Source organism: Rhodococcus sp. WMMA185 (assembly GCF_001767395.1).
In the GTDB taxonomy this organism is placed as follows: Bacteria; Actinomycetota; Actinomycetes; order Mycobacteriales; family Mycobacteriaceae; genus Rhodococcus_F.
The window spans coordinates 641,683-657,733 of the sequence record NZ_CP017014.1 but is presented as its reverse complement, the minus strand read 5'-3'; the positions used below and the strand labels follow the sequence as shown (position 1 = coordinate 657,733).

The 16,051-nt window shown below is 64.9% G+C and carries 17 protein-coding genes; 5 read left to right on the top strand and 12 right to left on the bottom strand.

Features of this window, described 5'->3' with window-relative positions; translation table 11 throughout:
- Positions 1-95 precede the first annotated feature (95 nt).
- The 3 genes from BFN03_RS02810 (at position 96) to BFN03_RS02800 (ending at position 3,421) form a co-directional block, all read left to right on the top strand.
- Positions 96-1,208, top strand: coding sequence for a lytic transglycosylase domain-containing protein (locus tag BFN03_RS02810; protein ID WP_198163367.1), 1,113 nt, complete (start codon positions 96-98; stop codon positions 1,206-1,208).
- 186 nt (positions 1,209-1,394) lie between these two features.
- Positions 1,395-2,261 (top strand): lytic transglycosylase domain-containing protein, encoded by an 867-nt coding sequence (locus tag BFN03_RS02805; RefSeq protein WP_070377731.1) that lies wholly within the window; start codon positions 1,395-1,397, stop codon positions 2,259-2,261.
- A 23-nt stretch (positions 2,262-2,284) separates the two neighbouring features.
- On the top strand, positions 2,285-3,421 hold the full coding sequence (locus tag BFN03_RS02800; RefSeq protein WP_070377730.1) for an Mrp/NBP35 family ATP-binding protein: 1,137 nt from the start codon (positions 2,285-2,287) through the stop codon (positions 3,419-3,421).
- A 26-nt stretch (positions 3,422-3,447) separates the two neighbouring features.
- On the opposite strand, the gene tatB is transcribed toward BFN03_RS02800, so the two are convergent.
- The 4 genes from tatB to sigE all read right to left on the bottom strand — a co-directional run bounded on the left by tatB (position 3,448) and on the right by sigE (position 6,578).
- Complete coding sequence (tatB, locus tag BFN03_RS02795) at positions 3,448-3,876, bottom strand: Sec-independent protein translocase protein TatB (protein ID WP_070377729.1); 429 nt, start codon at positions 3,874-3,876, stop codon at positions 3,448-3,450.
- A 75-nt stretch (positions 3,877-3,951) separates the two neighbouring features.
- Positions 3,952-5,472 (bottom strand): trypsin-like peptidase domain-containing protein, encoded by a 1,521-nt coding sequence (locus BFN03_RS02790; RefSeq protein WP_070377728.1) that lies wholly within the window; start codon positions 5,470-5,472, stop codon positions 3,952-3,954.
- A 94-nt stretch (positions 5,473-5,566) separates the two neighbouring features.
- A complete protein-coding gene (locus tag BFN03_RS02785; RefSeq protein ID WP_070377727.1) occupies positions 5,567-5,929 on the bottom strand; it encodes an anti-sigma factor family protein in 363 nt (120 codons plus the stop codon).
- Positions 5,930-5,945: 16 nt separating this feature from the next.
- A complete protein-coding gene (gene sigE, locus BFN03_RS02780) occupies positions 5,946-6,578 on the bottom strand; it encodes an RNA polymerase sigma factor SigE (RefSeq protein WP_070377726.1) in 633 nt (210 codons plus the stop codon).
- Between the two features lie 284 nt (positions 6,579-6,862).
- On the opposite strand from sigE, the gene BFN03_RS02775 reads away from it, so the two are divergent.
- Positions 6,863-7,501, top strand: a complete 639-nt coding sequence (locus BFN03_RS02775) for an O-methyltransferase (RefSeq protein ID WP_070380560.1) — start codon at positions 6,863-6,865, stop codon at positions 7,499-7,501.
- An 11-nt stretch (positions 7,502-7,512) separates the two neighbouring features.
- Here the strand turns inward: BFN03_RS02775 and glgC are convergent, their stop codons facing one another.
- Positions 7,513-8,727, bottom strand: a complete 1,215-nt coding sequence (gene glgC / locus BFN03_RS02770) for a glucose-1-phosphate adenylyltransferase (protein WP_084385477.1) — start codon at positions 8,725-8,727, stop codon at positions 7,513-7,515.
- Positions 8,728-8,849: 122 nt separating this feature from the next.
- Here glgC and glgA point away from each other — a divergent pair, with 122 nt between their 5' ends.
- Positions 8,850-10,019 (top strand): glycogen synthase, encoded by a 1,170-nt coding sequence (gene glgA, locus BFN03_RS02765; RefSeq protein WP_070377724.1) that lies wholly within the window; start codon positions 8,850-8,852, stop codon positions 10,017-10,019.
- A 26-nt stretch (positions 10,020-10,045) separates the two neighbouring features.
- Here glgA and BFN03_RS02760 read toward each other — a convergent pair whose 3' ends face one another.
- The 7 genes from BFN03_RS02760 to BFN03_RS02730 all read right to left on the bottom strand — a co-directional run bounded on the left by BFN03_RS02760 (position 10,046) and on the right by BFN03_RS02730 (position 15,986).
- The gene (locus BFN03_RS02760; RefSeq protein WP_070377723.1) at positions 10,046-10,888 is read right to left on the bottom strand and encodes a putative RNA methyltransferase; all 843 of its coding nucleotides are present in this window, start codon (positions 10,886-10,888) and stop codon (positions 10,046-10,048) included.
- Positions 10,889-10,976: 88 nt separating this feature from the next.
- Positions 10,977-11,144, bottom strand: coding sequence for a DUF3117 domain-containing protein (locus BFN03_RS02755; protein WP_070377722.1), 168 nt, complete (start codon positions 11,142-11,144; stop codon positions 10,977-10,979).
- 148 nt (positions 11,145-11,292) lie between these two features.
- Positions 11,293-11,868, bottom strand: a complete 576-nt coding sequence (locus BFN03_RS02750; RefSeq protein ID WP_070377721.1) for a DNA-3-methyladenine glycosylase I — start codon at positions 11,866-11,868, stop codon at positions 11,293-11,295.
- Positions 11,865-12,176, bottom strand: a complete 312-nt coding sequence (locus BFN03_RS02745; protein ID WP_070377720.1) for a DivIVA domain-containing protein — start codon at positions 12,174-12,176, stop codon at positions 11,865-11,867. Before BFN03_RS02745 ends, BFN03_RS02750 begins: the two co-directional genes overlap by 4 nt.
- Before the next feature lie 58 nt (positions 12,177-12,234).
- Positions 12,235-13,188, bottom strand: coding sequence for a glucosyl-3-phosphoglycerate synthase (locus tag BFN03_RS02740; protein ID WP_070377719.1), 954 nt, complete (start codon positions 13,186-13,188; stop codon positions 12,235-12,237).
- Positions 13,185-14,084, bottom strand: coding sequence for a dihydropteroate synthase (gene folP, locus BFN03_RS02735; protein WP_070377718.1), 900 nt, complete (start codon positions 14,082-14,084; stop codon positions 13,185-13,187). Before folP ends, BFN03_RS02740 begins: the two co-directional genes overlap by 4 nt.
- Positions 14,085-14,210: 126 nt before the next feature.
- Positions 14,211-15,986: a long-chain-acyl-CoA synthetase gene (locus BFN03_RS02730; protein ID WP_070380559.1), complete on the bottom strand. Its 1,776-nt coding sequence runs from the start codon at positions 15,984-15,986 to the stop codon at positions 14,211-14,213.
- Positions 15,987-16,051 lie beyond the last annotated feature (65 nt).

Genomic DNA, 16,051 nt, shown 5'->3' with positions numbered 1-16,051 from the left:
ATAGGTAACGTCACCCACATCTTCTCGAATGTGTGACGTATGCGGCGAAGAGCGCCGCGGGGGGTGGTCGAGTGCGGATTCGTGGACCGTTGTTGATGTCTGCCCTCGCGGTGGGCGCGGTTGCCACTCTCGGTTCTTCATCCGGCGGTTCCTCGATCTACGGCTCGGCGGCGAGCCCGGTCTTCGCAAGCTCCCCGTCGGGGAGCGGCGCCATCACGCCGGCCGCGCTCGCCACCGCAAGACAGATCACAAACATCGCGTCGTCGAGACTGCTGCCACCGGAACCGCGAGTCGTTCGGTCGCAGCGCGCGGCACCTCCACCCCCGGAGCCACTCGCGACAAGCGCTGTCTCGGCCACCTCACGGTTCAGCTCGGGGCTCATCGCCGCACCCGTGATCCTGAGCGCGCTCGGGATACCCGAGATCGAACTCAACGCCTACCGGGCCGCCGAACTCGTGATGATGGCAGAGACTCCGAGATGCGGCCTTCCCTGGCACCTTCTCGCGGGCATAGGACGCATCGAATCGGGCCACGCGGGCGGCGGGCGAACCGACTCCATCGGAACCACGCTCACCCCGATCCTCGGTCCTCTTCTCGACGGACGAGTTGCCGGAAACATGGTCATCCGCGACACCGATGGTGGTGCCATGGACGGCGATTCGGTGCATGATCGCGCCGTCGGGCCGATGCAGTTCATTCCATCCACGTGGGCCAAGTACGCTTCGGACGGCAACGCCGATGGCGTGGCCGATCCCAACAACGTATTCGACTCTTCGCTCGCGGCAGGCCGGTACCTGTGCTCGGGCGGCATTGACCTCAGCGATCCGCATCAAGAGGCTGCTGCGGTGCTCCGCTACAACAACTCGGCCGCCTACGTGTCAGACGTCATCACCTGGTCGAACGCCTACAAGAGGGGCGAAATCCCCACGCCTGGCCAGCTCGCGGGTTCAACCCCCCGGCCACCCAGCCAGCTCGCCGACACTGCCGGAGACGAATCGGATCCGGCCGACGATCTCGACACGACCCCCACTCCAGAGTCTCCCGCCCCCGACATGCCCTTACCTGTGCCTGCCGATCCCAGGCTGCCGGGGATCCCCGGACTGCCCCAGTTGCCATGCCTGATCTTCTGCCCGCCGCCCGAACCCGCGCCCAGCTCCCCGGGGCTGGGCGCACCAGCGCCGGCGCCCGTCCCCTCAGCTCCGCGATAGCGCCTCGCCGGCTGCGGCTGTCCGCACGCAGGACAGACCCGGTCGCATCACTCCGGAAGATGGAGCCGTCACCTCACGCGCGCCCATATTGATCACGGTTGAATAACAAATGTATATCGAATCGGGTAGCCTCTGAACCGGTCAGTTGGTCGGAACACCCCGGACGGGGTCGCAGGAGGCAATCGAATGGGTCGGCACAGCAAGAAGACGAAATCCCGATTGCGCCTCAGATGGTCCATCTCGCTCCTGTGGCTCGTGCCGGTCGGACTCGTCGCCACCGCTACCGCGTCCGGCGTTGCACCGGAGTTCCCGATCCGCTCCAAAAGTTCCGTGCCCGGGTCTGCACAATCCGCCCAGCACCCCGCCGCCCAGCACCCCGCTGAGGCTGCGGGGAGCGAGTCTGGCGCCGAATCCGTATCCGCAGTGGCGCAGACCCCGGCTCCGATCGCGCCGACACCAGTGCAGGCCACTCCACCACTGCCGCCGAGCGTCGCCCAGCATGCGCTCGGCATACCGCCCGTCAACGTCGCGGCCTACCAGAACGCGGAGCGCGTGCTCGCGTCCGAGCAACCCGATTGCAACATGCATTGGACACTCGTCGCTGGAATCGGGCGCGTGGAGTCCACCCATGCCTACGACGGCAAGACCGACGACAACGGCAATATGCTCATTCCCGTCCTCGGCCCGGTCCTCGACGGTTCGCTCGCAGGCAGCAACGTCATTTCCGACACCGACGGCGGCGCCCTGGACGGCAACCCCTACTACGACCGAGCGGTCGGACCGACGCAGTTCCTGCCCGAGACCTGGACCCGCTACGCCGCCGACGGCAATGGCGACGGCGTCTCAGATCCACAGAACCTGTTCGACTCCGCCCTCACCACTGGCAACTACCTGTGTGATGGCGGGTTGGATGTTCGCGATCCGCGTCAGGCCGCGAAGGCCGTGTACCGCTACAACAACTCGGCGGCCTACGTGGCGAACGTGCTCGCGTGGTCCGCCGGATACTCAACTGGCATCATTCCCGCGGCGTCGGACCTGCCGAGAATCCATTGAGCGCGCATCCTTACCATTGAGGCATGTCAGTTCTGAGCGAATCCGCTGTACGTAGCGCATTGGCGCGCGTCCAGGATCCCGAGATCCGGAAACCGATCACCGAGCTCGGGATGGTCAAGAGCGTCGATATCGCCGACGACGACAGCATCGACATCGCCATCTACCTGACCACAGCGGGCTGCCCGATGCGGACCGAGATCACCGACCGCGTCACCAAAGCCGTGGCCGACGTTCCCGGAGCGGGTGCCATCCGCGTCGAGCTCGACGTGATGAGCGACGAACAGCGCACCGAACTCCGCAAGTCCCTGCGCGGCGACTCGGCCGAACCGGTGATCCCTTTCGCTCAACCCGGCTCGTTGACCCGTGTGTACGCTGTTGCGTCCGGCAAGGGCGGTGTCGGTAAGTCGAGCGTCACCGTCAATGTCGCCGCCGCACTGGCCTCCCGCGGGCTGTCGGTCGGCGTGCTCGACGCGGACATCTACGGGCACTCCGTACCTCGCATGCTCGGCACCGACGCCAAGCCCACGCAGGTGGAACGGATGATCATGCCTCCTGTCGGACACGATGTGAAATTGATCTCGATAGCCCAGTTCACCCAGGGCAATACGCCCGTTGTGTGGCGCGGCCCGATGCTTCACCGAGCACTGCAACAGTTCCTCGCCGATGTCTTCTGGGGCGATCTCGACATCCTGCTGCTCGATCTGCCCCCCGGCACCGGCGACGTCGCGATCTCCGTCGCACAACTGATCCCGGGCGCCGAGATCCTCGTCGTCACCACCCCGCAGCAAGCAGCGGCCGAGGTAGCTGAGCGGGCGGGTGCCATCGCACTGCAGACCCGTCAGCGCATCGTCGGTGTGGTGGAGAACATGTCGTGGATGGACCTGCCGGATGGCACCCGGATGGACGTCTTCGGCTCCGGTGGCGGGCAAGACGTCGCCGACCGCCTCACGAAGGCTGTGGGCGCCAAGGTGCCACTGCTCGGCCAGATCCCGCTCGAGAAAGAGGTCCGCGAGGGCGGGGACGGTGGAGTTCCGATCGTCCTCGGGCACCCGGACTCTCCGGCCGCGACGGCATTGCGTGAGGTTGCGGACAAACTGGCCGTGCGCAAACGCGGACTCGCCGGGATGTCGCTGGGGATCGACACCACGCGCCACCTCTGAGGCCTGGGCGCGCCACCAGCTCTTGTCTATGTGGCGTCGAGGTCGATCGGGGGACGCTCACCCGCCGCCAGAGGCTTGTTCTTCGGAGGAATAGGAGCGGAAGGGTCGGCGCTCACGGCCTTGGTTCCGGGAATATTGTGGGCCGTGCGGGGACTTTGTTTGTCGAAGTTCCCGGTCAGGATCGAATCGTCGCCGTCGAGAAGATGCTTGGTGATGACCGAACGCGGCGACATCCCACGCAGCTGATTGAGATCTGCCAGCGGCTTGCGGAGATCGTCGAATTCCGGGCCGAGCTCGTCCTTGAGTTGCTGGCTGGCACCGTTTGCATAATCACGGACCTGCCTGAGTGATTTCGTCACCCACGTGACCGCACCCGGAAGCCGCTCCGGTCCCAAGATGACCAGAGCTGCGACGAGGAGGACCATGAGCTCGCCCCAACCAATATTGCCGAACACGTGGTCAGCCTACTGCGCCGGAAGGGTTCGTGCCCAGGAGTAAAAGCGATCTTGGTCTCACAGCAGTATCTCGTTTCAGTCGGAAACCGGGGTTACTTGGACATCGACGGTTCTGCCTTCTCGAATCAACTGAACCGTGACGGGCTCGCCGATCTTCTGCATATTGACCGCTACGACGAGTTCGTCTGCGCTGGTGACCACGCGGTCGCCGACCTTGACGATCACGTCGTTCTCGACGATTCCTGCCCGAGCGGCCGGGCTGTCGGTGTGCACGTTGGCCACCTGGGCGCCGCTGGTGGTGTCGTTTACCACGGTACGGGCGTTGACTCCGATGTCCGGGTGGTGCATCCGCCCATCCCGGATGAGGGCCTGTGCGACGGTCGTGACGTCGTCGATGGGAATGGCGAAGCCGAGGCCGACCGATCCACCCGTCTCGCTGAGCATGGCCGTGTTGATGCCGATCACCCGGCCCGAGTCATCGACGAGCGCGCCTCCGGAGTTGCCGTGGTTGATGGCGGCGTCGGTTTGCACGGCGTCGATCACGGCGTTGGTGTCGGAACCCTCACCCGACAGTCGAAGCGGCCGGTGCAGGGCGCTGACAATTCCGCGGGTGACAGTCTTGCTGAGCCCGAGCGGTGATCCGACGGCGACGACATCCTCGCCCACCTGCACATCGCTGGACTTACCGAGTTGCGCCACCGTCAAGTTGTTGGCGGAGACCTTGAGTACCGCTAGGTCCGTCTTGGGGTCGCGCCCGACGATCTGCGCATCCACCTTGTTCCCATCCGAGAAGATCACCTGAATCTTGCCGCGGTCGGGCGCTGCGGCCGCCGAGGAGATGACGTGATTGTTGGTGACGATGTACCCGGCACCGTCGATGACGACACCCGAACCGGTACTCCCCTGATCACCGATCGCCACCTGAATGGAAACCACGGACGGCAGGACGGCATCGGCGACCTGCGCGACCGCGGACTGCCCGAGTTCCTCGCCGCCGCCCTGGACGAGCGTGACGCTCCGGCTGGTCAATGAGCTGCGATCGGCGGTGATCATGGCGGCGAGGAGACCACCGAAGAGGCCGATGGCCAACGCTATTGCACCCAGGACGGCAAGTGCCTTCGGCGCGACCTTGCCGCCGAACAGGACTTCTCGCGCGCTGATCGCGGGAGCGGCCGGCAGCGAACGTTCCTCCGCGTGCAATGCCGGGGAGCCGAGCTCTACACCCGCAGTGGGATCGCGCCAGGGGTCGGCGGGAGGCGCGGTGTCCCCGCGCGGGGCGTCCCCGCCGCTCGGATCGCGTCCTATCGTGTCGGTTTCACCCTCGGGCCTGCCGAATGCCTCAGCGAGCACGGGGTCAGGTGGACCGATCTGGACTCGAGGTTCGTCGGCGTGTCGAACATCCGGCGGAGCGAAGGAACCAGTGACGCCGCCGGGGCGGCCGAATACACGACTGGACTCTTCCTCGATCTGCGGCCTGTAAACGGGTCGCGGATCCAAGCGGGGTGCGTTGTCGGGGCGCAGCGAGCCTGAGGTTTCCTCTGCAGGCGCATCCGACCCAGCCGCACCGGAACCCGCATTCTTGTCATCAGCCGTCACGCCGCCGTGTCCCCCTCATGTGCGTCGGTCACACGCCCCAGTATCACCGATGGCTCGGCAAACGCGAATACCGCCGCCCCCGCCCGGGACGGCTTCAACGGCGCCGACGCCGAGACCAGAGCCGACCCGTGATCGAATACGGGCTCGTGAACGGCTGTTCGAAGGCACTGCCGCCCAATGGAGACTTGTCGGCTGTATCGCTCTGATTGCAGGTGGGAATCTGGCTCAGCAGGCCCAGAAGGCTCGACGGCATCGCGACGTCACCTCCGCCGCGCAATGCACGGCGTGCCTGCTGCTGGGCATCGACCTCGAACGCACAGTCCGGGCAGATCGACAAGTGGTTGGCTGCGCGAAGATACGCGGACATACCGAGTTCACCGTCGACGTAGGCGGCAATCGCCTCACTCGCCAAGTGCTCGGTCGAGCCAAACTGACGAGATACGTGCCCCTGCGTCATTCGTCCCTCCTGACAACTACCCGATCCCGACCTGATCGGAGTCAACCCTTCCGTTCACCGCGAGATGATCACGCAGGGCCTGCCTGCCACGGTGGATCCGGCTACGTACCGTTCCGAGTTTCACATCCAGTGTGGCACCGATCTCCTCATATGACAGACCTTCGATGTCACACAGCACGACTGCGGCGCGGAACTCCGGGGCCAACGAGTCCAGGGCCGCCTGCAGATCCGCGTCGAGGCGGGCGTCGTGGTAGATCTCCTCAGGGTTCGGACGATCGGACGGCACCCGATCGTAATCTTCGGGCAGTGCTTCCATCCGGATCCGGTTCCGTCGACGGACCATGTCGAGGAACAGATTGGTGGTTATGCGGTGCAACCAGCCCTCGAATGTCCCGGGCTGGTACTCGGACAGGGAACGGAACACCCGGATGAACGTGTCCTGAGTGAGGTCCTCGGCGTCTTGGGCGTTGCCCGACAACCGGTAGGCCAGTCGGTAGACCCGGTCGCCGTGCTCACGGACCAGCTCGTCCCAGGACGGCATCGACGACTCCTCGCCGGTAGCATCGAACACGGCTGTTCCAGTCAGCTCGGCGTTCGAAGCCTGCTGATCGGTATTGTTCTCGGCTGAGGTCATCGGGTGGTTGTTCATTGGAATCAAATGGATCCTTCTACTCAGGACCGCAGATCACAGGACGTTGTGTGAGCGTGTAACGCCCCGGGTCCGGGATTTGTTCCCGGAGCCTCGGAATCTTGCTCCGTCACCGCGATCTCCCCGCCAGGCGGTCTTCGGATCTGGCGTCCGACATACTCTGTCCCATTGCCATATGTATGGCGTATGAACAAGCTGAGACGCTCCTGAGAATCCGGGAGAAGTGGTCACAGCACTATCGCCCTGCGCGCCTCGCGAACCTGATGACGAGACCCGATAACCTCATGAGCGTGCAAACAAACGCCGAACGGATACTCACCCACGCCGAAAGAGCTGTCGGCGAAGACGAGGCCCTCGGTGCAGCCAGGGAAAGGGCAGATGATCTCGGTGCCGCGCCGGTACCGCCCGCAGTCGGTGCTGCTCTCGCCTTGTTCGCCCGAATGCTGGACGCCAAGACAGTGGTCGAGATCGGTACCGGTGCAGGTGTGAGCAGCTTGTGGCTGCTCCGCGGAATGCGCGAAGACGGCGTCCTCACAACCATCGACAGCGAGCCGGAGCACCAGAGGGCGGCAAAGCAGTCGTTCCGGGTCAACGACATCGCCGCCGCGCGAACCCGGCTCATCAACGGCCGGGCACTCGATGTGTTGCCACGACTCGCCGACGGGGCATATGACCTCGTCTTCGTGGACGGCGCGCCCGTCGACCACCCGCACTACGTGCGCGAGGGGGTCCGGCTTCTGCGCCCAGGCGGCGTCATCGTGCTGCACAACGCCCTGCACGGAGGTCGCGTGGTGGATCCGAGCATGCGCGACGCCGCGACAGTGGCAGTCCGCGAGGCAGCCAAGGCTCTCGCCGGGGACGAGCAGTTGATACGAGTGTTCCTGCCGATCGGCGACGGCATGCTCTGCGCATCGAAGCTCTGAGTGTCCGATCTCTAGATCCACACACCCTTGCCGATGGCGACGACGCCGCCGTTGCTGATGGCGAAGCGCTGCTTGTCTCGCTCGAGATCCACGCCGATGATCTCACCGTCGCCGACGACCACGTTCTTGTCGAGAATGGCGCGACGCACGACCGCGCCCTTCCCCACGCGCACACCAGGCATGAGGACACTGCCCTCGACGGTTGCCCCGTCATCGACCATGACATTGGAACTGAGCACGGAATTACGCACAGTCGCCGCGGACAGGATGCTGCCGGACCCGACCACAGATTCCTGAGCGAGTCCGCCCTTCACGAACTTGGCGGGCGCGAGGTTCTCCGTCGCACCGCGGATCGGCCAGCGGCGGTTGTACAGGTTGAATATCGGATGGACCGAGACGAGATCCATATGGGCGTCGTAGAACGCGTCGAGCGTTCCCACGTCGCGCCAGTACCCGCGGTCGCGATCGGTGGCGCCCGGGACGACGTTGTCCTTGAAGTCGTATACCGACGCGACGCCCGCCTCGACAAGCGCGGGAATGATGTCACCGCCCATGTCGTGATCGGAGTCGGAGTTCTCGGAATCGGCCCGTATCGCATCGACGAGCACCTTGGTGGTGAACACGTAGTTACCCATGGACGCGAACGTCACATTGGGATCGTCAGGGGTGCCCGGCGGATGGGCCGGCTTCTCGAGAAACTGGACGATGCGGCCGGACTCGTCGCTGTCGATACACCCGAACGCAAACGCCTCGCTGCGCGGCACCCGGATGCCCGCCACCGTCACGCCGGCACCCGAATCGATGTGGTGCTGAACCATTTGCTCGGGGTCCATCCGGTACACGTGGTCGGCACCGAACACGACGATGTACTCGGGGTCCTCGTCATAGACGAGGTTCAGCGACTGCAGAATCGCGTCGGCACTGCCGGTATACCAACGCGGTCCGAGACGCTGCTGCGCGGGAACCGGAGTGATGTACTCCCCCGCGAACCCGGACAGACGCCACGTCTGGGAGATATGGCGGTCCAGTGAGTGCGACTTGTACTGGGTCAGAACGCACAGGCGGAGATACCCCGCATTGACCAAATTGCTGAGCACGAAATCGATCAAGCGGTAGGCACCCCCGAAAGGTACCGCGGGCTTCGCTCTGTCCGCCGTGAGCGGATAGAGACGTTTGCCCTCGCCGCCGGCGAGCACGATTCCAAGCACATGTGGCTGGCTCCTCACCCTGTCAACCTATCCGGCGGCCACCTCCCTCGCCAGCAAAGCACCGTGTCGGTGTTGCCCCGAGGGCCACGAAGAGTTCGCGAGCGGTGGCAGGAAGCGGCCCGAGCGGTAACGTTGAACGAGTGCGGGTGGCAATGATGACCAAGGAGTATCCACCGGAGATATACGGTGGTGCTGGGGTGCACGTCACCGAACTCGTTGCTCAGTTGCGGCAGCTGTGCGAAGTGGATGTGCACTGCATGGGCGCTCCCCGTACCGGCGCCGCGGTACATGTACCAGATCCGGCAGTGGCCGGTGCCAATCCCGCGCTCGCGACGTTGTCCGCCCAGTTGCGCATGGCCGATGCCTCGGCCGGGTCCGACGTCGTGCACTCGCACACCTGGTACACCGGCCTGGCCGGTCATCTGGCATCCGCGCTGTACGACGTGCCCCACGTCCTCACCGCACACTCCCTCGAACCACGCAGACCCTGGAAAGCCGAGCAACTCGGCGGTGGCTACCGCATCTCCTCATGGTCCGAACGCAACGCGATGGAGCACGCCGACGCCGTGATCGCCGTGAGCGAGGGGATGCGCCTCGACGTCCTCGACGCGTATCCGTTCATCGACCCGCGTCGAGTTCACGTGGTACGCAACGGAATCGATACATCCGTATGGCATGCCGGGGTCGCCGCCGAAGAGTTGTCCGCCCTGACGAGAATCGGTATCGATCCAGGCAATCCGGTCGTGACATTCGTCGGGCGCATCACCCGCCAAAAGGGCGTCGGCCACCTGATCGCCGCCGCACACCATTTCTCGCCGGACATTCAGCTGGTCCTGTGCGCGGGCGCCCCCGACACCCCCGAGATCGCCGCCGAGACCGAGAGTGCTGTCGCCGCCCTGGCCGCACATCGCGGCAACGTGTTCTGGGTACGGGAAATGCTCCCAACCGAGCAGGTGCGGGAACTCCTTTCGGCCGCAACTATTTTCGTCTGCCCGTCAGTGTACGAACCGTTGGGCATCGTGAATCTCGAGGCCATGGCCTGCGAAACCGCGGTCGTGGCGTCCGACGTCGGCGGCATTCCCGAAGTGGTGTGCGATGGCGTCACCGGCCGTCTGGTGCACTACGACTCCTATGAACCCGAAGCATTCGAACTTGCTCTGGCCGAAGCGGTCAACGAAATCGCGTCCGACGCCGCTGCCGCCGCTGCCATGGGCCGAGCCGGGCGTGCGCGAGCGATCAGCGACTTCTCCTGGGCGGCGATCGCACGGCAAACACTCGACGTCTACCAAGACGCACTGGCCCGGCGCTGAGCGTCCCTCGACGGCGAGACGTTCGGTCAGAGCCGGGTGTAGGTGGCCACCGTCGCCGATGCCGTAACCGGATACCGAGGTGGCAACGCCGCAATCGACGCCGCGAGACCGTCCGGAGTGAGATGTCGCGCTGAGGGACCCATCCCGACCAGACGCGTCACGTCCAGATGCGACAACGGCATCTGGTACTCCACTACCGCGTGAGCAGTGCGATCGAACCGCCCTGACATCGCCGCCCCTAGGCGTTCGACCTTTCGGTCGTCCACACGAACCATGCCTAACAGTTCCACCAACTCCCCAAGGTGCCGAACCGTGGGGGTGAGTACCACCAGGGAGCCGTTCTCGGCCAGCACGCGGTGCGCCTCCTCCGCGTTGCGCGGTGCAAACACGCACAGCACATGGCTGAGTATGTGGTCGCGAACCGGGAGGGACTGCCACGCGTCTGAAACCACCGCTCCCGCGCGAGGATGCGCCCTCGCGAGCCTGCGAGCCGCGTACTTCGACACGTCGAGTCCGATTCCGCGACCCGACGGGACAGCATCGAGAACCCTGGCCAGATAGTGCCCCGTGCCCGCGCCGATCTCCAATATCCGGAGGTCGTCATCCTCCTTGGAACCCGACACCACCGCGTCGGCTACAGCGTCCATCAAGGGGTCGAAGCTGCCGCCGCCGAGGAAGTCCGCGCGCGCGGCAATCATCTCGGGGCTGTCTCCGTCGAACTTGCCGCCCGCCCCGGTCATCAGGCTCACATAGCCCTGACGGGCCACGTCGAAGCTGTGGCCCGCATCGCAACAGACCGCACCCTCGTCCAATTCCACGCGCGCCCGGCACTGCGGACAGGCCAGCAGGTCGATCACGTCGGACAGCACGACTATTCCTCTCGGTATCGAAACACGAAGAAAGGCCCCGCGCCGTCAACGGCGACGGGGCCTGTCCCGCGAAGTCCTCCGTACTCGACTAGCCGGTGACGCCCTTGAGCTCTTCGCCGAGTACAGCAGCTTCCTCTGGGGTGAGTTCGACAACCAGACGTCCACCACCCTCGAGGGGAACCCGCATGACGATTCCTCGTCCCTCTTTGGTTGCTTCGAGGGGACCGTCCCCGGTCCGAGGCTTCATGGCCGCCATCCTCTGCTCCCTCCAGATCTGCGCTGCTACTTGCGCCTCGACAAATGTTGGCACCTCGCCATCATTCGGCGAGGCTTGTGCTGTCCATTCTTCCCTATGAACCGGAGTATCGGTAACCTGAGTCACGAATAGTGAGGTCCACGCCAGGTCAGCGAGTGGTCGGCACCCAGCAGTCGGCCACGTGGTCGTCGACCATCCCAGTCGCCTGCATGAGCGCATAAGCAGTAGTCGGCCCCACGAACTTGAAACCTCGGCGCTTCAATTCCTTCGCCATGGCCGTGGACTCCCCGGTCACGGCCGGCACATCGCTCATGGCCGCAAGCCTGGTCGGGCGTGGCGGAGGAGCGAACGACCACAGCAGGGTGTCGAGGTCGGTATCCGACAGGTCCAGAATCGCCCTCGCGTTGCTGACCGCAGCCTCAATTTTCGCCCTGTTCCGAACGATCGCGGCATCGCCGAGCAGTCGCTCCACGTCTGCTTCCGTGTACCTCGCGACGGCGTCCGGATCGAACCGGTCGAACGCGGTACGGAACGCTGCGCGTTTGCGCAGGATCGTGATCCACGACAGTCCCGACTGGAATGCTTCGAGGCACAACCGTTCGTACAACTCGTTACGACCGTGCACGGGACGACCCCACTCGTCGTCGTGATAGTCCCGGTACAGCCGAGAACCGTCGGTATCCACGGCCCACCCGCACCTCACACGATCCTCGACTCCCGTCACGGCGCGTTTCCCGGACGGTCGAGTCGGCTCTGCATCTCCTCCAACTGCTCACGCAGCGAATCGATTTCGTGGCCGAGCTGCGACAGTGCCCAATCGACCTCGCTCGCCTTGTATCCACGTAGGGTCTGCTGGAATCGCAACGCGTCGACGTCGGCACCCGTCACCCCCTCGGCGGGTAGGGCGGTGAGCGTGGTGCCCGGCGGTAGCGGTTCGAGTTCCTCGGAACGGCCGAAGACCGCGCTGGCGGCAAGAAACAACATCGCAGCGACCAACGCCATGACGAGCAGATAGAGCAGAGCTGTCACCATGCCCCGATCCTGTCACGGGGCTCCGACAGGGTCGAGAAGACCCGATACCGAGGCCCGGTCAGCGGAGCACGGTATTCATCGGCGGGCGGTCGGCGAGAGCGACCTCCGTCGTCGTCGGTACGAAGGAGTCACCGTCCACCAAGAACTGGGTAAGCCCCGCGCCAGAGTCCCGTACACCGCAGCGACGCATCATCGTGCCGATGATCTGCCTGCTCATCACCCCGAGTTCGGACAGCGGACGGTTGCGGTGCTTGCGGACTCCGAGGTTGACCTGACCGATCGCGCCGAGCCCGAGGCGGTGGTAGGTATCGAGCAACAGTCCGATCTCCACGCCGTAACCGGGAGCAAAAGGAATCGATGACAACAACTCCCGGGTGCCCGCGTACTCGCCGCCCAGAGGCTGTAGCACGCTGGTCAACTCGGGCCTCAGCGAGGCCAGCATAGGGCGCGCCACCAGTTCGGTAACGCGCCCGCCGCCGTTGGCGTCCTCGGTGCCACCGAGTCGGAGCGGACGACGATAGTAACCCTTCACGAGGTGGATACCGTCGGCGGTGAGCAGCGGTCCGAGGAGCTTCGGGACGAACGCCGGATCCGGGTTGATCAGATCGGCGTCGACGAACGCGATCAGGTCGCCGGTACACGCGGCGACCGATCGCCACAACGCCTCGCCCTTGCCGAGTACCGGCGCGAAGCTCGGTACCGCCTGCTCCCGGCTGATCACGGTCGCGCCCGCCGCTCGGGCACGTTCGGCCGTCAGATCCGTCGAACCGGAGTCGAGCACAATCAGCTCGTCTACAAGACCCCCGAGCAACGGGTAGATACTGTCAACCACCCCGGCAACCGTGTCCTCCTCGTCGAGCGCGGGCAGGACCACCGACACCGTCCGTCCAGCTTTCGCAGCCTCGAGTTCGGCGATGCTCCACGAAGGGTGATCCCAGCTGTTCGCCGTGGCCCACGTGAGCGGAGTCCGCTCGTCTGCCAACATCGTGTGCCCCACGTGTGCTCCCGTCATGCCAGCCCCCGCACGGTACGCAGCGGTGGGCGCTTGCCTTGAATCGCGGCCACCATATCCACTACCCGACGCGTAGAGGCAACCTCGTGTACGCGGAAGACGCGCGCGCCTCCGGCTGCGGCCATTGCCGTCGCTGCCAATGTTCCCTCCAAGCGCTCGACGAGATCTACACCCAGAGTCTCCCCGACGAAGTCCTTGTTGCTCAGAGCCATGAGCACCGGCCATCCGGTATTTACGAGATCTTCCACTCGACGCAACAACTCGAGCCCGTGATGGGTGTTCTTGCCGAAATCGTGGGTTGGATCGATGAGGATCGAGTCGGCAGGCACCCCCAAGCGGGCGGCGTTTTCCGCGGCCGACACCACGTCCTCGAGGACGGCGGCGACGATATCGGGGTAGCGCACCCGGAACGGGCGGGTGCGGGGGACGGCTCCGCCGGTGTGCGAGCAGACGATGCCCGCGCCGGTTTCGGCGGCCACCTCGACCAGCGCCGGGTCGGCACCCGCCCACGTGTCGTTGATCAGATCTGCGCCCTCGGCCCGCGCCAGCCGGGCCACGTCGCTGCGCCAGGTATCGACGCTGATGAGCAGCTCTGGGTATCGCTCGCGGATCGCTGCCACGAACGGCACCACCCGCCGGGTCTCCTCGGCCGCGTCGACGACGTCACCGGGTCCAGCTTTCACACCGCCGATGTCGACGAGGTCGGCGCCCTCCTCCACCGCACGCTCGACTGCCGCCATCGCCGCGGAATCGGTGAACGTGGCACCGCGGTCGTAGAACGAATCGGGTGTCCGGTTCACGATGGCCATCACAAGCGCATGATCGACTGCCACCGGTCGGCCACAGAGCGTTGGCGACGGGCAGTCGAGTTCAGGCGGTACGCGTTCTTCGGCCATGCTCCCAATATTGACACGCGGCGGTATCCCGAACCCCGGCCACCGCCGAGCGCGACATCGTCCCTCGTCGGTCACCGCTGGGTTGTCGGTCACCACTGGGCTGTCGGTCAACACTGGGCGCCCGCATCATCCTTTCGGCAGCGACCCCTTCGCTACTTCTTCGACGTAGCCCTCGTACGACTGCCGGTAGCCTTCTGCGCGCCCGGACAGCACGTGCAACGTCTCGACGTTCTCGACGTCGTAACCCTCCTTGCGTAGTTCCACTTTTAGACTCTTGAACGTCGATGTCTTTTCCAACGAGGCGACGATACGGACGAACAGCGGCACCGCGTACGACGGCAGCCGGTGGAACAGGAGCGCCGCCACATCCACACCGTCGAACGCCTCGTCAGCGTGCAACTTCACTGCGGCCATTCCAGCGCGACCGTCAGCCCCGGGGATCTCGACTCCGTAGACAACGGCGTCCTCGACCGCGGGATGCGCGAGAAGAGCGCCCTCGACCTCGGTGGTCGCCACGTTCTCCCCCTTCCAACGGAAGGTATCGCCGAGCCTGTCGACGAATGCGACGTGTGACCACCCCTGACGGCGGACCAGGTCTCCTGTGTCGAACCAGCAGTCACCGTCCTCGAAGGCGTCGCGGACGAGCTTCTTGTCGGTGGCCTCGGCATCGGTGTACCCGTCGAACGGCGTGCGGTCGGTCACCTTCGACAGCAGCAACCCGACCTCACCGGTTCGTACCTTCCGAAGCCTGCCGTCGGAATATCGCCTGGGCGAACCGTCCTCCTCGTCGTATTCGACCACCGCGTGCGGCAGAGGGCAAAGCCCTGCCGTCTTGTCGACGTTGAGGGCATTGACGAACGCGATGTTGCATTCACTGGCGCCGTAGAACTCGGCCACCCGGGAGATCCCGAAACGGGTGGTGAACTCGGACCAAATCTCCGGACGGAGCCCGTTCCCGACCATCACCCGTACCGAATTCTCGCGATCGTGGGGGCTCTCAGGCTGATTCAACAGGTAGCGGCACAACTCACCGATATAGGTGAATGCGGTCGCCTGGTTCCGTTCCACGTCCTCCCAGAACTTGGACGCCGAAAACTGCTTGCCCAGAGCGAATGTCGCACCCGCTCCCAGCACAGCTGACAATGACACCGTCAGTGCGTTGTTGTGATAGAGCGGCAGGCAGCAGTAGAGGGCGTCGCCCGACCGCAACCGGACGCCCATGCCGCCGAGTCCGGCCATGCTCTTGAGCCACCGGTAGTGACTCATCCTGCTGGCCTTGGGTAATCCCGTGGTGCCGGAGGTGAAAATGTAGAAAGCGCTCTCCCGGGCCTGGATCTGCTCGCACACCTCGGGGTTGTCGGTCTGGGCAGTCTGCGCGAGTTGCTCCAGATCTTGGTAGTACCGCACCGGGGGCGAGTCGAGAGGAGTATCGAGCGAGTCCATCGCCTCACCACATTCCTCGGACACCACGAGCACCTTGCTGTCGAGCAGCGAAATACTGTGCGCAAGCACGTCTCCGCGTTGGTTGTGATTCAGCATGCCCGCAGCCGCTCCGAGTTTGACCGCAGCGAGGGCGATGAGCAGTGTCTCGGGTGAGTTCTTGCCCAGGATCCCGACGACATCCCCCCGCGACACACCGAGATCGGCAAGCACGTGCGCGTAGCGGTTCACGCGAACGTTGGCGGCCCGGTAGCTCAGCGACTTGCCTTCGAATCTCAAGAACGTGCGTCGCGGATGCGCGGCGGCCACGTTCTGGAAGACGAGGCCGATCGATTCCCTCGCCTCCGGAGTGCGGATCAGTCCTCGGACCCCCTTCGCCATGCTGGGCAGTTCTGGAATCATGGCCGGCAACCGCCGGGCGATGTCGACCAAGCTGATCGTCGAACGTGCTTCGGAACGCATGACATCCCCCTGAAGAACCACTGTATGAGTCAGGTCACCCTACTGCACGGCAGTGCGAGACGCCA